This window comes from Pseudomonas sp. FA-1 (genome assembly GCF_056856075.1).
Map to the genome: position 1 here is coordinate 511,185 of NZ_JBWXTH010000001.1, position 17,231 is coordinate 528,415.

At 65.4% G+C, this 17,231-nt stretch carries 15 protein-coding genes; 12 read left to right on the plus strand and 3 right to left on the minus strand.

Annotation, left to right across the window (positions count from 1 at the left end; translation table 11 throughout):
- The first annotated feature begins 112 nt into the window (after positions 1-112).
- The 3 genes from tauB (at position 113) to tauD (ending at position 2,638) form a co-directional block, all read left to right on the plus strand.
- Complete coding sequence (gene tauB, locus AC1MHZ_RS02330) at positions 113-907, plus strand: taurine ABC transporter ATP-binding subunit (RefSeq protein WP_084853652.1); 795 nt, start codon at positions 113-115, stop codon at positions 905-907.
- The gene (gene tauC, locus AC1MHZ_RS02335) at positions 904-1,743 is read left to right on the plus strand and encodes a taurine ABC transporter permease TauC (RefSeq protein ID WP_324817188.1); all 840 of its coding nucleotides are present in this window, start codon (positions 904-906) and stop codon (positions 1,741-1,743) included. The genes tauB and tauC overlap by 4 nt, the downstream gene beginning before the upstream one ends.
- Positions 1,744-1,804: 61 nt before the next feature.
- Complete coding sequence (gene tauD / locus AC1MHZ_RS02340; protein ID WP_084853649.1) at positions 1,805-2,638, plus strand: taurine dioxygenase; 834 nt, start codon at positions 1,805-1,807, stop codon at positions 2,636-2,638.
- A 117-nt stretch (positions 2,639-2,755) separates the two neighbouring features.
- On the opposite strand, the gene betT is transcribed toward tauD, so the two are convergent.
- Both betT and epsC read right to left on the minus strand, forming a co-directional pair.
- A complete protein-coding gene (gene betT, locus AC1MHZ_RS02345) occupies positions 2,756-4,717 on the minus strand; it encodes a choline transporter BetT (protein ID WP_172402935.1) in 1,962 nt (653 codons plus the stop codon).
- Positions 4,718-4,985: 268 nt separating this feature from the next.
- Positions 4,986-5,918, minus strand: coding sequence for a serine O-acetyltransferase EpsC (gene epsC / locus AC1MHZ_RS02350; RefSeq protein WP_482965983.1), 933 nt, complete (start codon positions 5,916-5,918; stop codon positions 4,986-4,988).
- A gap of 296 nt (positions 5,919-6,214) precedes the next feature.
- Between epsC and tcyJ the strand changes: the two genes are divergently transcribed.
- From tcyJ to AC1MHZ_RS02395, 9 genes are all read left to right on the plus strand, one after another.
- Entirely contained in the window at positions 6,215-7,009 is a 795-nt protein-coding gene (tcyJ, locus tag AC1MHZ_RS02355) for a cystine ABC transporter substrate-binding protein (protein WP_084853642.1), read from the plus strand.
- On the plus strand, positions 7,006-7,674 hold the full coding sequence (gene tcyL / locus AC1MHZ_RS02360; protein ID WP_084853640.1) for a cystine ABC transporter permease: 669 nt from the start codon (positions 7,006-7,008) through the stop codon (positions 7,672-7,674). Before tcyJ ends, tcyL begins: the two co-directional genes overlap by 4 nt.
- A gap of 2 nt (positions 7,675-7,676) precedes the next feature.
- Positions 7,677-8,432, plus strand: coding sequence for an L-cystine ABC transporter ATP-binding protein TcyN (tcyN, locus tag AC1MHZ_RS02365; RefSeq protein WP_084853639.1), 756 nt, complete (start codon positions 7,677-7,679; stop codon positions 8,430-8,432).
- A gap of 248 nt (positions 8,433-8,680) precedes the next feature.
- Positions 8,681-9,907, plus strand: coding sequence for an SfnB family sulfur acquisition oxidoreductase (locus AC1MHZ_RS02370; protein WP_482965984.1), 1,227 nt, complete (start codon positions 8,681-8,683; stop codon positions 9,905-9,907).
- A 137-nt stretch (positions 9,908-10,044) separates the two neighbouring features.
- Positions 10,045-11,244 carry an SfnB family sulfur acquisition oxidoreductase gene (locus AC1MHZ_RS02375; RefSeq protein ID WP_324818126.1) on the plus strand — a complete coding sequence of 400 codons (1,200 nt, stop codon included), beginning with the start codon at positions 10,045-10,047 and terminating at the stop codon, positions 11,242-11,244.
- Positions 11,244-12,632 (plus strand): LLM class flavin-dependent oxidoreductase, encoded by a 1,389-nt coding sequence (locus AC1MHZ_RS02380; RefSeq protein WP_482965985.1) that lies wholly within the window; start codon positions 11,244-11,246, stop codon positions 12,630-12,632. The genes AC1MHZ_RS02375 and AC1MHZ_RS02380 overlap by 1 nt, the downstream gene beginning before the upstream one ends.
- Positions 12,625-13,425 carry a MetQ/NlpA family ABC transporter substrate-binding protein gene (locus AC1MHZ_RS02385; protein WP_482965986.1) on the plus strand — a complete coding sequence of 267 codons (801 nt, stop codon included), beginning with the start codon at positions 12,625-12,627 and terminating at the stop codon, positions 13,423-13,425. Before AC1MHZ_RS02380 ends, AC1MHZ_RS02385 begins: the two co-directional genes overlap by 8 nt.
- Before the next feature lies 1 nt (position 13,426).
- A complete protein-coding gene (locus AC1MHZ_RS02390; RefSeq protein ID WP_324818135.1) occupies positions 13,427-14,533 on the plus strand; it encodes a methionine ABC transporter ATP-binding protein in 1,107 nt (368 codons plus the stop codon).
- Positions 14,523-15,167, plus strand: a complete 645-nt coding sequence (locus tag AC1MHZ_RS02395) for a methionine ABC transporter permease (protein WP_482965987.1) — start codon at positions 14,523-14,525, stop codon at positions 15,165-15,167. Before AC1MHZ_RS02390 ends, AC1MHZ_RS02395 begins: the two co-directional genes overlap by 11 nt.
- Positions 15,168-15,207: 40 nt before the next feature.
- On the opposite strand, the gene dibA is transcribed toward AC1MHZ_RS02395, so the two are convergent.
- A complete protein-coding gene (gene dibA, locus AC1MHZ_RS02400) occupies positions 15,208-17,103 on the minus strand; it encodes a phosphodiesterase DibA (protein ID WP_324818138.1) in 1,896 nt (631 codons plus the stop codon).
- Positions 17,104-17,231: the final 128 nt, after the last annotated feature.

Here is a 17,231-nt window from a genome sequence, read left to right on the forward strand (position 1 = left end):
GGCCAAGCCCGCTCCTACAACGATCACCGCAAAACCTGTGGGAGCGGGCTTGCCCCGCGATTAGGGTGTGCAGCGGTCCTGATCAACAGCAGTATTCACGACGGAGCCTGCCATGGCCTTGCTCGAACTGGAGCGCATCAGCGCACAGTACCCCGGCACCGACGCCCCGGTGCTGGCCGACATCAACCTGAGCCTCGGGCCACGCCAGTTGCTGGTGGCCCTGGGCCCTTCCGGCAGCGGCAAGACCTCGCTGCTCAACCTCATCGCCGGCTTCGTCGCCCCCAGCGCAGGCCGCATCACCCTTGACGGCAAGCCGGTCGAAGGCCCCGGTGCCGAACGCGGCGTGGTGTTCCAGGACGATGCCCTGCTGCCCTGGCAGGACGTGCTGGGCAACGTCGCCTTCGGCCTGGAACTGGCCGGTATGCCTCGCGCCCAACGCGAAGCCAAGGCCCGCGAGCTGCTGGCGCTGGTCGACCTCGCAGGCTTAGGCGACCGCCACATCTGGCAGCTCTCCGGCGGCCAGAAGCAACGCGTAGGCCTGGCCCGGGCGCTGGCGGCAGACCCGCGTGTGCTGCTGATGGACGAACCCTTCGGCGCCCTCGACGCCTTCACCCGCGAACAGATGCAGGAACTGCTGCTGCAGGTCTGGCAGCGCACTGCCAAGCCCGTGTTGCTGATCACCCATGACATCGAGGAAGCCGTATTCCTGGCCAGCGAACTGGTGTTGCTGGCCCCCAACCCGGGGCGGGTGGTCGAGCGCCTGCAACTGGATTTCGGCCAGCGCTACGCCGCCGGCGAATCGGCCCGGGCGATCAAGTCCGACCCACGTTTCATCGAGACCCGCGAGTACGTGCTGGCGCGGGTGTTTTCCCAACGCGAAGCCGCCCGCCGGCAGGAGCCCGCATGAGCAGCCTGGACCTGCCGGTCAACGACAAGCCTGTCGCCCGGCCAACCGTCACGCCCCCCACACACCGCCCGTTGCCCACCCGCTGGATCAGCGCCCTGACCCTCGCCACCCTGATGCTGGCCTGGTGGCTGGTGACGGCGGCCGGCTGGATCGAGCCGCTGTTCCTACCCTCGCCTGCCGACATCCTGGCCAAGGCCTGGGCCCTGCTCACCCAGGGCTACATGGACGCGAGCCTCTGGCAACATCTGGGCGCCAGCCTCGGGCGCATCGGCCTGGCCCTGGCTGCCGCCATCCTGAGCGCCATTCCGATCGGCATCGCCATCGGCCACAACCGCGTGGCCCGGGGCATCCTCGACCCGCTGATCGAGTTCTACCGGCCGATCCCGCCGCTGGCCTACCTGCCGCTGATCGTGATCTGGTGCGGCATCGGCGAGCTGTCGAAGGTGTTGCTGATCTACCTGGCCATCTTCGCCCCGATCGCCATCGCCACCGCCACCGGCGTGCGCACGGTCGACCCGGCCAAGCTGCGTGCCGCACAGTCCCTGGGCGCGACCCGAGCCCAGCTGGTTCGCCACGTGATCCTGCCCAGCGCACTGCCCGACATCCTTACCGGCATCCGCATCGGCCTGGGCGTCGGCTGGTCGACCCTGGTGGCCGCCGAGCTGATCGCCGCCACCAGCGGCCTGGGCTTCATGGTGCAGTCGGCGGCGCAGTTCCTGGTCACCGACGTGGTGGTGCTGGGCATTCTGCTGATCGCCCTGATCGCCTTCGCCCTGGAAATGGGCCTGCGCGCCCTGCAACGCAAGCTGGTGCCCTGGCAGGGGCAGAGCCACTGACCCGCGAAGAAGTCACCGCCCTGTCTGACCGACCGGCACACATCATTCAAGCGAGACCGACATGAGCCTGACCATCACCTCTCTGAGCCCCGCGCTCGGTGCCCAGATCAGCGGCGTGGACCTGAGCCGCGACATCACCCTCGAGCAACGCGACGCCATCGAGCAGGCGCTGCTCAGGCACCAAGTGCTGTTCTTCCGCGACCAACCGATCACACCTGCGCAGCAGGCCAGGTTCGCGGCCCAGTTCGGCGACCTGCACATCCACCCGATCTACCCCAACGTGCCGGAAACGCCCCAGGTATTGATCTTGGATACGGCGGTCACCGACGTCCGCGACAACGCCGTGTGGCACACCGACGTGACCTTTTTACCGACACCTGCCCTGGGCGCGGTGCTCAGTGCCAAACAATTGCCGGCCTTCGGTGGCGACACCCTCTGGGCCAGCGGTATCGCGGCCTTCGAGGCGCTGTCGGCGCCGCTGCGGGAGATGCTCGACGGCCTCACCGCGACCCATGATTTCACCAAGTCATTCCCACTGGAGCGCTTCGGCACCACCGCCGAAGACCTGGCGCGCTGGGAGGCCACCCGACGCAACAACCCGCCACTGTCGCACCCGGTGGTGCGCACCCACCCGGTCAGCGGGCGCAAGGCGTTGTTCGTCAACGAAGGGTTCACCACGCGGATCAATGAATTGAACGAGCAGGAAAGCGAGGCGCTGCTCAAGCTGCTGTTCGCCCATGCCACGCGGCCGGAGTTCAGCATTCGCTGGAGATGGCAGGAGCATGACGTGGCGTTCTGGGACAACCGCGTGACCCAGCATTTCGCGGTGGACGACTACCGGCCGAACCGGCGGGTGATGCATCGGGCGACCATCCTGGGGGATGCGCCGTTCTGACCGAAGCGGGAGGCCTATGGCCTCCTTTCGCGGCACAAGGCCGCTCCTACAGGAGGGCGCGGCCTTTTGTAGGAGCGGACTTGTCCCGCGATTGGGCTGCAGCGCAGCCCCAGCGATCTAGCGGACCAGATGCAGGAACTGCATGTGCCGCTCGTACTGGTCGAGGATGTCGTTGATGATCTGCTCCTTGCTGTAGCCCACCAGGTCGTAGTTCTGGCTACCTTCGGCCAGATGCACCTCGGCACGGTAGTAACGGCGGTTCTTCAACTCCTGGGTGCCCAGCCCGCCCAGGGCGAACGAGGGGGTGAAATACCCGCGCATCTGTACCTGGTAGATGAACGGCTGTTCCTCGCCCAGGCCGATCTTCAGGCTGACGTTGTCGTGGCTGGGGTCGTCCTGGGTGATCAGGTTTACCCCTTTTTGCATGAACACCTCGCTCACCTCGCCGATGGCCGGGCGCACCACGTCGTCCATGAAGCGGTACACCTCATCGCGCGACGGGAAGTGCACCGCCTGGCTCAGGCGCTGCCGCCAGCCACCACGGCCACGGCGCGACACGGCGAACGGCGCCAGCGAATGCATCTGCGCGATCTGCCGCTGGGACTCCAGGTAGAACGCCTTGTGCAGCCCCCACATCATGCACAGCAGGATCAGCGAGAACGGCAGCGAGGTCAGCACCACCGCCGACTTCAGCGAATCGATGCTACCGGCGAACAGCAGGCCAATGGTCACCAGCGCGGTCATCGCGCCCCAGAAGATGCGCAGCCAGTTCGGGCCGTCCTCATCGGCCTCGCCACCCTTGGCCGACAGGGTCGAGAGCACCACGGTGCCAGAGTCGGCGGAGGTGACGAAGAACACGAAGCTGATGAACACCGTCACCGCGATCACCGCCTTGCTCCACGGATAGGTTTCCAGCAGCAGGTAAAGGCTCATCGATGGGTTTTCCAAAGCCGACTGGCCGAGAGCGGTCAGGCCATGGTCGAGCACTTGGGTCATGGCGCTGTTGCCGAAGATCGACATCCACGCCAAGGTGAAGCCCAGCGGGATGAGCAGCACGCCGAAGACGAATTCACGGATGGTGCGCCCGCGGGAGATACGCGCGATGAACAGGCCAACGAACGGCGCCCAGGCGATCCACCAGGCCCAGTAGAACACGGTCCAGCCACCCAGCCAGTCGCGGTTCTCGCCGTAGGCATACACATCGAAGGTCTTGCGCGGCAAGGCACCGAGGTAATCGCCCAGGTTCTGGATCAGGGTATTGAACAGGTGCTGGGTAGGGCCTGCGAACAACACGAACAAGAGCAGCGCACAAGCCAGGAACAGGTTGATGTCGCTCATCACCCGCACGCCCTTCTCCACCCCGGCGACCGCCACGGCCACCGCGGCGCCCATCATCAGGGTAATGAGGATCACCTGCACCCATTGGCTGTGGCTGATACCGAACAGGTAGTCCAGGCCCGCGTTCAGGTGCAGTACGCCAAAGCCCATGTCGGCGCCCAGACCGAACACCGTGGCGATGATGCCGAAGCCGTCCACCGCGTAGCCGATCGGGCCATTGATGCGCTTGCCGATCAGTGGGTACAGGGCCGAACGCAGCGCCAGCGGCAAGTTATGCCGGTAGGCGAAGTAGGCCAGGGCCATGCCGACGAAGGCGAACACGCCCCAGCCGTGCAGGCCCCAATGCAGGAACAGCAGCTCCATCGCCTGGCGCCCGGCCTCCACCGTGCCGCCTTCGCCCTGGGGCGGCTGCATCATGTGGGTCAGCGGTTCGGAGACACAGAAGAAGAACAGGGTGATGCTGATGCCGGCGGCGAACAGCATGCCGGCCCAGGACAGGTAGCTGAACTCGGGCTCGTCGTGGTCGGCACCGAGCTTGATCTTGCCGTAGCCGGACAAGGCGGTGACCACCACGAAGACCAGGTACAGGGTCATGGCCAGCATGTAGTACCAGCCCACGGTATTGGCCGCCCAGTTCTGCGCCGCGAGCAGCCACTCGCCTGCTGCGGTGGGGTTGGCGATGACCACCAGGCCGAAGATGAGGATGAAACTTGCCGCGAAATAGAACACCGGGGGGTTCATGCGGATCTTGCCATTGGCAAGTGAGGGTGTCGGTGCACTCATGAGGTGTGCACCTCGTGGAGCGGTGAAAGGTTCGGATTGAACGGGTTCAGCAAAGGGGGGCCTCCTGTTGAACACCGGCAATGGACCAGCGTTTTACTTTGAACAAGCGTTCAAGTTAAACATGGATCGGCGTTCAATGCGACCTTGTCCGACCGTTGAGCCTCGGCGCCCAATCGCGAGACAAGCCCGCGATTGGGCTGTTACAGGCAATCGTCAGACGCCAGGCTTACTTCTGCCCCTCACACTCCAACTGCAGGTTCGCCTGGGTGATATTGCTCTCGGCCGGCACGCTGCGGGTCAACCAGACATTGCCGCCGATGGTCGAGCCCTTGCCGATGGTGATGCGCCCCAGGATGGTCGCCCCCGCATAGATCACCACATCGTCCTCGACGATCGGGTGGCGCGGCTCGCCCTTGTGCAGCATGCCGGTTTCGTCCGCCGGGAAGCGCTTCGCGCCCAGGGTCACGGCCTGGTAGATGCGCACCCGCTCGCCGATGATCGCCGTCTCGCCGATCACCACACCGGTGCCATGGTCGATGAAGAAACTCGGGCCGATCTGCGCGCCAGGGTGGATATCGATGCCGGTGGCCGAATGGGCCAGCTCTGAACTGATCCGCGCCAGCAGCGGCAGGCCAGCCTGGTACAGGTGGTGGGCCAGGCGGTGGTGGATGATGGCCAGGATACCGGGATAGCACAGCAGCACCTCGTCGACGCTGCGCGCCGCCGGGTCGCCCTGGTAGGCGGCCAATACGTCGGTATCGAGCAGCACGCGCAACCCCGGCAAGGCGGCGGCGAAGCCCTGGATCAGGTGCAGGGCATGGGCGTCGACATCCGTCACCTCGGCCTTGCTCTGGCGCGCAGCGTAGCGCAGCTCCAGGCGCGCCTGGGCCAGCAATGCCGTCAGCGCGGCGTCCAGCGTATGGCCGACATAGAAGTCCTCGCTCTCTTCACGCAGGTCCACCGGCCCCAGGCGCATGGGAAACAACGCCCCGCACAATTGCTCGAGGATATGCCGCATGGCCTCGCGCGACGGTAGCTCGCGCCCGCCCTGCTCGCCGCTGCTGCGGCCGTTGCGGGTTCGCCATTGTTCGCGGGCACTGCGCAAGTCACTGACGATACCCTGCAGCTGCCAACGACCTGTGGATGGATGTTCGCTCACGGTGTTCTCCTGGCTCGGCGGCTTGTTGGAAAGCCTCTTTGGGGAATGACGCCGCCGGTGCGATCCACTCTACGGCAAATCCGTCTCTTGGAAAAAACAACGCTTTATTCCATCCTGCGCTAAGTCGGGTATAAGCAGACGACGAACTGACGTTCGTGGCCTACCCTCAAGGCTGCCGAACCCTAGACAAAACACAGAAAAGAAATAACAAAATAAGTTTTTATTATTTCCAGGCCTAATAAGCCCACCCCTATAGTCGCCACCCACTACTTCCACAACAAGCGCGGGGCCCAGCCATGACCAGATTCACCAAGCCACTTCTCAACGCCAGCCTTGCCCTCCTGTTGGGCACCGGCCTGTTCAGCCAGGCCTTCGCCGGCGAGCAGCTGAAGAACATCCAGGAAAAAGGCAGCATCAGCATCGGCCTGGAAGGCACCTACCCGCCGTTCAGCTTCGTCGATGAAGACGGCAAGCTCGCCGGCTTCGAGGTGGAGCTTTCCGAGCTCCTGGCCAAGGAGCTGGGCGTCAAGGCCAAGATCCAGCCGACCAAGTGGGATGGCATCCTCGCCGCACTCGAGTCCAAGCGCCTGGACGTGGTGGTCAACCAAGTCACCATTTCCGATGAGCGCAAGAAGAAGTACGACTTCTCCGAGCCCTACACCATCTCCGGCATCCAGGCCCTGATCCTGAAGAAGAAGGCCGAGCAGCTGAACATCAAGACCGCGCAGGACCTGACCGGCAAGAAAGTCGGCGTGGGCCTGGGCACCAACTACGAGCAGTGGGTGAAGAAAGACGTCCCGCAAGCTGACGTGCGCACCTACGAAGACGACCCGAGCAAGTTCGCCGACCTGCGCAATGGCCGCATCGATGCGATCCTGATCGACCGCCTGGCCGCCCTGGAGTACGCGCAGAAAGCCAAGGACACCCAGCTCGCCGGCGAGGCCTTCTCGCGCCTGGAGTCGGGCGTGGCCCTGCGCAAGGGCGAGCCTGAGCTGCTCGAGGCGATCAACAAGGCGCTGGACAAGCTCAAGGCTGATGGCTCCCTGGCCAAGCTGTCCGAGAAATACTTCGGTGCCGACGTCACCAAATGATCGCCGAAAGCCTGCAACTCGTCATCGACTCCACGCCCTTCCTATTGAAGGGCGCTGGCTACACAGTGCTGCTCAGTGTCGGCGGCATGTTCTTCGGGCTGGTCCTGGGCTTTGCCCTGGCCTTGATGCGCCTGTCGAAGATCCTGCCGCTGAACTGGCTGGCCAGGATCTACGTGTCGTTCTTCCGCGGCACGCCGCTGCTGGTGCAACTGTTCGTCATCTACTTCGGCATGCCGCAGATCGGTATCGAGCTCGACCCGATACCGGCGTCACTGATCGGCCTGTCGCTGAACATGGCGGCGTACATCTGTGAAATCCTGCGCGCGGCGATCTCCTCGATCGACCGTGGCCAATGGGAAGCCGCCGCCAGCATCGGCATGACCCGCACCCAGGCCATGCGCCGGGCGATCCTACCCCAGGCCATGCGCACGGCCTTGCCGCCGCTGGGCAACAGCTTCATCTCGCTGGTCAAGGACACCGCCCTGGCAGCGACCATCCAGGTGCCGGAGCTGTTCCGCCAGGCCCAGCTGATCACCGCACGGACCTTCGAGGTCTTCACCATGTACCTGGCCGTTGCCGTGATCTACTGGGTCCTGTGCAGCATCCTCGCGCACTTCCAGAACCGCATGGAAGCGCGGGTCAACCAGCATGACCAGGAGCACTGAAGATGATCGCAGTACAAGGCCTGACCAAGCAGTTCAAGGGCCACACCGTGCTCGACGGTATCGACCTGACGGTCCAGCCCGGCGAGGTGGTGGCCATCATCGGCCCCAGCGGTTCGGGCAAGACCACCTTCCTGCGCTGCCTCAACCTGCTGGAGACGCCTGACGCCGGGCGCATCCAGATCGGTGACATCAGCATCGACGCCAACCGCCCGCTGGGCAGCCAGCAAGGTGCGATCCGCCGCCTGCGCCAGCAGGCCGGGTTCGTGTTCCAGAACTTCAACCTGTTCCCCCACCGCTCGGCGCTGGAGAACGTCATCGAAGGGCCGGTGATCGTCAAGAAGACGCCCCGCGACCAAGCCATCGAACTGGGCCGGCGCCTGCTGGCCAAGGTCGGCCTGGCCGGCAAGGAAGACGCCTACCCACGGCGCCTGTCCGGCGGGCAGCAACAACGGGTGGCCATCGCCCGGGCCCTGGCCATGGAGCCGGAGGTGATCCTCTTCGACGAACCGACCTCGGCACTCGACCCCGAGCTGGTCGGCGAGGTGCTGGAGACCATCCGCGGCCTTGCCGAGGAGAAGCGCACCATGATCATCGTCACCCACGAGATGAGCTTCGCCCGGGACGTGGCCAACCGGGTGATCTTCTTCGACAAGGGTGTGATCGTTGAGCAGGGCGAAGCCAAGGCACTGTTCGCCAACCCCAGGGAAGAACGCACGCGGCAGTTCCTGCGCAAGTTTCTGGGTACAGCGGCAGGCTGAATCGTCAACGTTCTACTGACTGACGCAATCGCCGGCAAGCCGGCTCCCACACGGGCTGTGCCGAACCCTGTGGGAGCCGGCCTGCCGGCGATTGCGCAATGCTCGGCCAACAAGATGCAAACTTCTATATATAGTCCAAAAAGTTAGTTCATAAAGTTTTTATAAGCGCATACGGTATATAGACCGGACCACCGGACCAGCAAATGTCTGTCGCCATCGGCGACGTTTTCAACTTTGTGAGGTAAGGAATGGTCAGGTCCACCAGCGATCTCGACAGCTCGCCCCTGTTGCTGCCGGCCACGGTACTGCAAAACGACGCCCAGGCCCTGCAAGCGGCCCGCGAACTGGCACATACCGCCCGCCAGCAGGCCGCGCGCCGCGACCAGCAGCGCAAGCTGCCATGGACGGAAATCGAACAGTTCACCCGCAGCGGCCTGGGCAGCATCAGCATCCCCAAGGCCCATGGCGGCCCCGAGGTCTCCTTCGAGACCATCGCCGAAGTCTTCCGCCTGATCAGTGCCGCCGACCCGGCCCTGGGGCAGATTCCGCAAAACCACTTCGGCATCATCCAACTGCTACGCCTGACCGCCACCGAGGCCCAGCAGGCGGTGCTCTTCCGCTCCGTGCTCGATGGCTGGCGCATCGGCAACGCCGGGCCTGAGCGTGGCACCAAGGACACCCTGACCCTCAAGACACGGATCACCCGCGATGGCGATCGTTATCGCATCAGCGGTGAGAAGTTCTACTCCACAGGCGCCCTGTTCGCCCATTGGGTGGCAGTCAAGGCCCTGGACGACGCAGGCCGCCAGCGCCTGGCGCTCGTACGCCGGGGCAGCCCGGGGCTGCGGATCGTCGACGACTGGTCTGGCTTCGGCCAGCGCACCACGGCCAGCGGCACCGTCCTGCTCGACCAGGTGCCGGTCGAAGCCGACCTGGTGATCGACAGCTGGCGCCTGCGCGAGGTGCCCAGCACCCAGGGCGCCGCCTCGCAATTGATCCAGGCGGCCATCGATGCCGGCATCGCCGAAGCGGCCATTGAGGATGCCATCAGCTTCGTGCGGGAAAAATCCCGCCCGTGGATCGAGGCCAAGGTAGAGCGCGCCAGCGACGACCCCTACGTGATCGCCGACATCGGCCGCCTGAAGCTCGAACTGCATGCCGCCCAGGCCCTGCTGCGCAAGGCTGCGCGCGTGCTCGACGAAATCAATGCCGGCCCGGTGGACGAGGACGGCGCGGCACGGGCCTCGATCGCCGTGGCCGAGGCCAAGGTGTTGACCACCGAGGTCGCGTTGCAGGCGAGCGAGAAGCTGTTCGAACTGGCCGGCAGCCGCGCCACCCTCGCCGAGTTCAACCTCGACCGGCACTGGCGCAACGCCCGCGTGCACACGCTGCATGACCCGGTGCGCTGGAAATACCACGCCGTCGGAGCCTGGCATCTGAACGGCACACGCCCTGCGCGGCATTCCTGGATCTGATTGGCGAGCCCTGGGGCTGCTACGCAGCCCTTTCGCGGCGCAAGGCCGCTCCTACAGGGGTATGCGTTCTCCTGTAGGAGCGGGCTGCCCCGCGAAAGGGGCGCGAAGCGGCCCCGGCGCTCCCACTGGAGAAACACATGAACGCATTGACCACGCCCAAACCGGCGCTGATCACCTCCGACGCCCAGGCCCTGGCCGTCGCCGAGGACATCGCCCGATACCTGCACCGCGACAGCGCCCTGCGCGACCGCGAGCGCCGCCTGCCTCACGCCGAACTCGACCTGTTCACCCGTTCCGGCCTGTGGGCCATCAGCGTACCCAAGGACTTCGGCGGTGCAGGCGTGTCCAACGTCACCCTGGCCAAGGTCGTGGCCCGTATCGCCCAGGCCGACGCCGCCCTGGGGCAGATCCCGCAGAATCATTTCTATGCCCTGGAAGTGCTCCGCGTGAACGGCACCCTGCATCAGCAGCAGCGCCTCTATGCCGAGGTACTGGCTGGCCAGCGCTTCGGCAATGCCTTGGCAGAACTGGGTACCCGCACCGCCCACGATCGCACCACCCGCCTGATACGCGAGGGCGACGGCCTGCGCATCGAGGGCCGCAAGTTCTATGCGACCGGCGCGCTGTACGCCCAGCGCATCCCCACCTCGGTGGTGGATGAAGATGGCGTGCAACACCTGGTGTTCGTGCCCGCCGACAGCCCCGGCCTGAAGGTGATCGACGACTGGAGCGGTTTCGGCCAGCGCACCACCGGCAGTGGTTCGGTGGTGTTCGACAATGTGCCCGTGCGCAGCGAAGATGTCGTGCCCTTCCAGAGCGCCTTCGAGCGCCCCACCCCGGTCGGCCCCCTGGCGCAGATCCTTCATGCCGCCATCGACACCGGCATCGCCCGCGCCGCACTCGACGACGCCCTGCACTTCGTGCGTACACGCAGCCGACCGTGGATCGACGCCGGCCTGGACAAGGCCAGCGATGACCCGTTGACGTTGAAGAGCTTCGGCCACCTCGCCATCCGCCTGCACGCGGCCGAAGCGCTGCTGGAGCGGGCCGGCGAATACCTCGACCGGGCCCGCGAGGACAGCAGTGCCGACAATGTCGCGGCCGCCTCCATCGCCGTGGCCGAGGCCCGGGCGATCAGCACGGAGATTTCCCTCGCCGCCGGCAGCACCCTGTTCGAGCTGGCCGGCAGCCAGGCCACCCTGGCCGAACACAACCTCGACCGCCACTGGCGCAACGCCCGGGTACATACCTTGCACGACCCGGTGCGCTGGAAGTACCACGCCATCGGCAACTACTACCTCAACGGGGAAAACCCGCCACGTCGAGGGACCATCTGATGGCCAGGCACATCCTGCTCAATGCCTTCAACATGAACTGCGTCGGGCATATCAACCACGGTCTGTGGACCCACCCTCGGGACACCTCGACCCAGTACAAGACCCTGGCCTACTGGTCCGACCTGGCACGCCTGCTCGAGCGCGGGCTGTTCGACGGCCTGTTCATTGCCGACATCGTCGGCACCTACGATGTCTACGGGCAGTCCATTGACGTGCCCTTGAAAGAGTCCGTCCAGCTGCCGGTCAACGACCCGTTGCTGCTGGTCTCGGCCATGGCGGCCGCCACCGAGCACTTGGGCTTCGGCCTCACCGCCAACCTCACCTACGAGGCGCCCTACCTGTTCGCCCGGCGCCTCTCCACGCTCGATCACCTGAGCAGCGGCCGGGTCGGTTGGAACATCGTCACCGGTTACCTGGACAGTGCCGCACGCGCCATGGGCCTGGCGCGACAACCCGAGCACGATCGGCGCTACGACCAGGCCGACGAATACCTGCAGGTGCTGTACAAGCTGCTCGAAGGCAGCTGGGAGGACGATGCAGTCGTCGTTGACCGCGAACGCCGGGTCTATGCCCGGCCGGACAAGGTGCACAAGGTCCGCCACCATGGCGAGTTCTACAAGGTGGAGGGCTACCATCTGTGCGAACCCTCGCCCCAGCGCACCCCGGTGCTGTTCCAGGCCGGCAGCTCGCCCCGTGGCCTGGCCTTTGCCGGGCACCACGCCGAATGCGTGTTCATCGGCGGCCAGAGCCAGGAAGCCACCCGCGCCCAGGTCGACAACGTGCGCGCCGCAGCCAGGGCCGCCGGCCGTGATCCACAGGCGATCAAGGTCTTCCTGGGCATCACGGTGATCGTCGCACCTACCGAGGCCCAGGCCCAGGCCAAGCATGCCGAGTACCTTCGCCATGCCAGCGCAGAAGCAGGCGTGGCGCATTTCGCCAGCTCCACCGGCATCGATTTCGCCGCCTACGGGCTCGACGAACCGATCGGCTTCGCCAAGGGCAACGCCATCCAATCCGCCACCCGCCAGTTGCAGGACAGCGCCTGGACCCGCCGCCGCCTGCTGCAGCAACACGCCCTGGGTGGGCGCTACGTGACCTTGGTCGGCGCACCTGGGCAGGTCGCCGAGCAGTTGATCGACTGGATCGACCAGACCGGCCTGGACGGTTTCAACCTGACCCGTACCGTCACTCCGGAGAGCTACGAGGACTTCATCGACCTGGTGATACCCGAGCTGCAACGTCGCGGCCGCTACAAGACCGCCTACGCACAGGGCACCTTGCGTCAGAAGCTGTTCCAGGCAAGCCACCCCCACCTGCCCGCCGACCACCCCGGCGCCACCTACCGCACCCCGACCACCGCCCCGACTGGAGCCCTGCACCATGCTTGAGAAACTGTTCCGGCCCGTCGCGGCCGCTGTCCTGTCCCTGGGTATCGTCACCGGCGCACTGGGCGCCGCCCCCCTGAAGATCGGCACCACCGCCGCCTTCGCCATTCCACTGGAAGCAGCCGTGGAGGAGGCGCACAAGCAGGGCCTGGAGGTGAAGCTGATCGAATTCAGCGACTGGATCGCGCCCAATGTCAGCCTGCAGAGCGGTGACATCGACGTGAACTACTTCCAGCACATTCCCTTCCTCGAGAACGCCAAGGCCGCCGCCGGTTTCGACCTGGTGCCCTACGCCCCAGGCATCATCAACAACGTCGGGCTGTACTCGAAGCAGTACAAGCAGTTCAGCGAACTGCCCGAGGGCGCCAGCGTGGCCATCGCAAACGATCCGATCAACAGCGGCCGCGGGCTGCAACTGCTGGCCAAGGCCGGGTTGATCACGCTCAAGCCGGGCGTGGGTTACAAGGCGACCGAGGAAGACATCATCGCCAACCCGAAGAAACTGAAGATCCTCCAGGTGGAAGCGGTACAGCTGGTGCGGGCCTATGACGACGCCGACCTGGTCCAGGGCTATCCGGCCTATATCCGCCTGGCCAATAGTTTCGACGCCACCTCGGCACTGCTGTTCGACGGCCTGGAGAACAAGGAGTACGTGATCCAGTTCGTCATTCGCCCGCAGAGCAAGGACGACCCGCGCCTGGCGAAGTTCGTCGATATCTACCAGCACTCGCCGGCGGTGCGCGCAGCCCTGGACAAGGCCCATGGCAGCCTCTACCAGGCCGGCTGGGAGGGTTGAGATGAGCAGCGCCAACGCCCTCGGGGCGCCCCTTTCGAACCTTTCGCCGCCCCTGGCCCGCCAGCAGGCTCTACGCCCGGAGGTCAACGAAGCCCATGTGCGCTTCATCGGCCTGGGCAAGACCTACCCAGGGCAGGACCAGCCCGCCCTGCACGGCATCGACCTGAACATCCGCCGCGGCGAGATCTTCGGCATCATCGGCCGCAGTGGTGCCGGCAAGTCGTCCTTGCTGCGCACCATCAACCGCCTGGAACAGCCCAGCCAGGGCCGGGTGTTGATCGACCAGGTGGACATCGCCGCGTTCGACGAACAGCGGCTGGTCGCCCTGCGCCGGCGCATCGGCATGATCTTCCAGCACTTCAACCTGATGTCGGCCAAGACGGTCTGGCAGAACATCGAGCTGCCCCTGAAGGTGGCCGGCGTGCCTCAGGCCGAGCGCCACCGCAAGGTGCGTGAACTGCTGGAGCTGGTGGGCCTGGCGCACAAGCACGACGTATACCCGGCGCAACTGTCCGGCGGGCAGAAACAGCGTGTCGGCATCGCCCGCGCGCTGGTGCACGACCCCGAGATCCTGTTGTGCGACGAAGCCACCTCGGCCCTGGACCCGGAAACCACTGCCTCGATCCTCGAGCTGTTGCGCGACATCAACCAGCGCCTAGGCCTGACCGTGGTGCTGATCACCCATGAAATGGCGGTGATCCGCGATATCTGCCACCGGGTCGTGGTACTCGAACGCGGCGAGGTGGTCGAGCAGGGCGAAGTCTGGCGGGTTTTCGGTACCCCCCGACACGAGGTGACCCGAACCCTGCTGGCGCCCTTGCAAGCCAGGCTGCCTGCCGCGCTGCAGGCCAGCCTACGCCCGGAACCTGGGAAAGGCGCTGCCGTGGTGCTGCGCCTGAGCCTGCTGGGCGAGCCGGCGCTGTCGGACCTGTTCGCCGACCTCGGCGGCCGGGTGCGCCTGCTCCAAGGCGGCATCGAGACCATCGGTGTCCATGCCCTGGGGCAGTTGATCCTGTCGGTTCAGGACTCGCCCCATGAGGTGTCGCACTTGCTCGAACGTGCCCGCAGCTGGGCCGAGGACGCGGAGGTACTGGGCTATGTGGTTTGATCGCCTGCTCGAAGGCTTGCTCGATACCTTGCTGATGGTGGGTGTGTCATCGCTGGTGGTCCTGCTGGTCGGCGTACCGATGGCGGTGTTCCTGGTGACCAGCGACAAGGGCGGAATCTTCGAGGCCCCGACGTTGAACCGCACGCTGGGCGCCATCGTCAACCTGTTCCGCTCGATCCCGTTCCTGATCCTGATGGTCGCGCTGATCCCCTTCACCCGCCTGGTGGTCGGCACCACCTACGGTGTGTGGGCCGCGGTGGTACCTCTGACCATCGCCGCCACGCCGTTCTTCGCCCGTATCGCCGAGGTGAGCCTGCGCGAGGTCGACCATGGCTTGGTGGAGGCCGCCCAGGCCATGGGCTGCCGGCGCTGGCACATCGTCTGGCATGTGCTGCTGCCCGAGGCGCTGCCGGGTATCGTCGGTGGCTTCACCATCACCCTGGTGACGCTGATCAACTCCTCGGCCATGGCCGGTGCCATTGGTGCCGGTGGGCTGGGCGATATCGCCTACCGGTATGGGTACCAGCGATTCGACAGCCAGATCATGCTGACCGTGATCGCCATGCTGGTGGCGCTGGTAGCGGTAATCCAGCTGGGTGGCGACCGGCTGGCCAAGGGGTTGAACAAGCGTTAGGTCACTTGGAACCACTATGTGGGAGCGCAGTCGATCGCGTTCAACCCCAGCGCAAGTCCCCCGCCGGCACCGGTCGCCCGAACCAATACCCCTGCCCCACATCGCATTGCTGCTCCAACAGGAACCGTGCCTGCTCGGCCTGTTCGATCCCTTCGGCATGCACCTGCATACCCATGCTTCGGGCCAGGGCGATGATCACCCGCACGATGGCGATGTCGTCCTCGTCCTCAGGCAGCCCGGCGACGAAGCCCTGGTCGATCTTGAGCTTCTGCACCGGCAGGCGCTTGAGCCGCAGCAACGACGAGTAGCCGGTTCCAAAGTCGTCGATGGCCAGGTTCAGCCCCAGCTCACGCAGCCGGTGCAGCTGTTCGAGCGCCACTTCCGGGTCCTCCATCACCGCGCTCTCGGTGACTTCCAACTCCAGCAGCGCCGGATCCAGCCCGGTGTCATGCAGCACCTCGGCCACCTGCCGGTACAGCTCACGCTGGCCGAACAGCCGGGCGGAGATGTTCACCGCAACGAAGCGCAACTGGCGCCCTTCACGCTGCCACTGCACCATCTGCCGGCACGACTGGCGCAGCACCCAGGCATCGATCTCGGCGATCAGGCCGGTACGCTCGGCGATGGGAATGAACTCCCCCGGCGACACCAGCCCGCGGGTGGGGTGCTCCCAGCGTACCAGCGCCTCGACGCCGACCATCTGCCCGCTGAACAGGTCGTGCACCGGCTGGTAGAACACTCGCAGTTCCTGTTGCTCCAGGGCCCTGCGCAGCTCACCGGCGGTCTCGACCCGGTGCTGGGCATGGGCGGTCAGCTCTTCGGTGTACAACGCATAGCAGCCGCGGCCGTTGTGCTTGGCCTTGCCCAGTGCCGCGTCAGCGTTGCGCAGCAGTTGCGCGGCGCTCTGCGCATCGCTGGGGAACAGGCTGATGCCGATACTGACACCAACGAACAAGCGATGGTCGTCGAAGACGAACGGCTCGCGCATACGCTCCAACAGGGCCTGGGCCAAGGTCGCTGCCTGCCCCACCTGCTCGCAGCCCTCGGCCAGCACACCGAATTCGTCACCCCCCAGGCGCGCCAGAGTCACGCCACTGCCCACGGTTTCGCGCAGGCGCTCGCCCACCAGCTTGAGCAACTGGTCGCCCACGGTATGACCGAGGCCATCGTTGATGCTCTGGAAATGGTCGAGGTCCAGCAGCAGCAACGCGCAGCCGCGCTTGCTGGCCTGGGCATTGGCAAGGGCTTGCTCGGCACGGTCGCTGAACAGCAGGCGGTTGGGCAGGCCCGTCAGCGGGTCGTGGTGCGCCAGGTAGGCCAGCTCCTGTTCGGAGTGCTTGATCGCACTGATGTCGCTGAACACCGCCACATAGTGGCTGAGGGCACCGCTGTCGTCGCGGATGGCACAGATGGTCTGCCATTGCGGGTAGATTTCACCGCTCTTGCGCCGGTTCCAGATCTCCCCGCTCCACTCGCCCTTTTCCGCCAGCGCGGCATAGATCTGCTGATAGAACCCCGCGCCATGGCGGCCGGACTTGAACTTGCTCGGGCGCTGGCCGATCACTTCGTCCCGGCTGTAGCCGGTGATGCGCATGAAAGCACGGTTGACGTGCACGATCAGGCCACTGCTGTCGGTCACCAGCACGCCTTCGAGGGTACTGTCGAATACCGCAGCGGCCATGCGCAGGCGTTCGCGGTCCTCGCTGCGCAGGCGGGCGCCGATGCCAATGAATTTGAGCAAGCGGGCCCGCGAGACGAAGATCAGCGCGGCGCTGACCAGCACCCACACGAATACGTTGGCCGTGCGCCCTGCCGCCAGCAACTGCGGGTCCAGGAACAAACCCTGCAACACGTGCTCGGACGCCACCAGCCAGAGCATCGAGAACACCAGGTACAACGCAGCCATGCGCAAGGCGTCGCGAACGGAAACAGACATGTCGGGTGGGTAAGCCCATGAAAAATAATGGGGCATTATAAAGGCTGAAACATGCCGTGACTTGCTCGCGGAAAGGTCGACTGGTTTTATTTCGCCACCCAGGGATAATGCCAGCGCTGTTCCCCTGT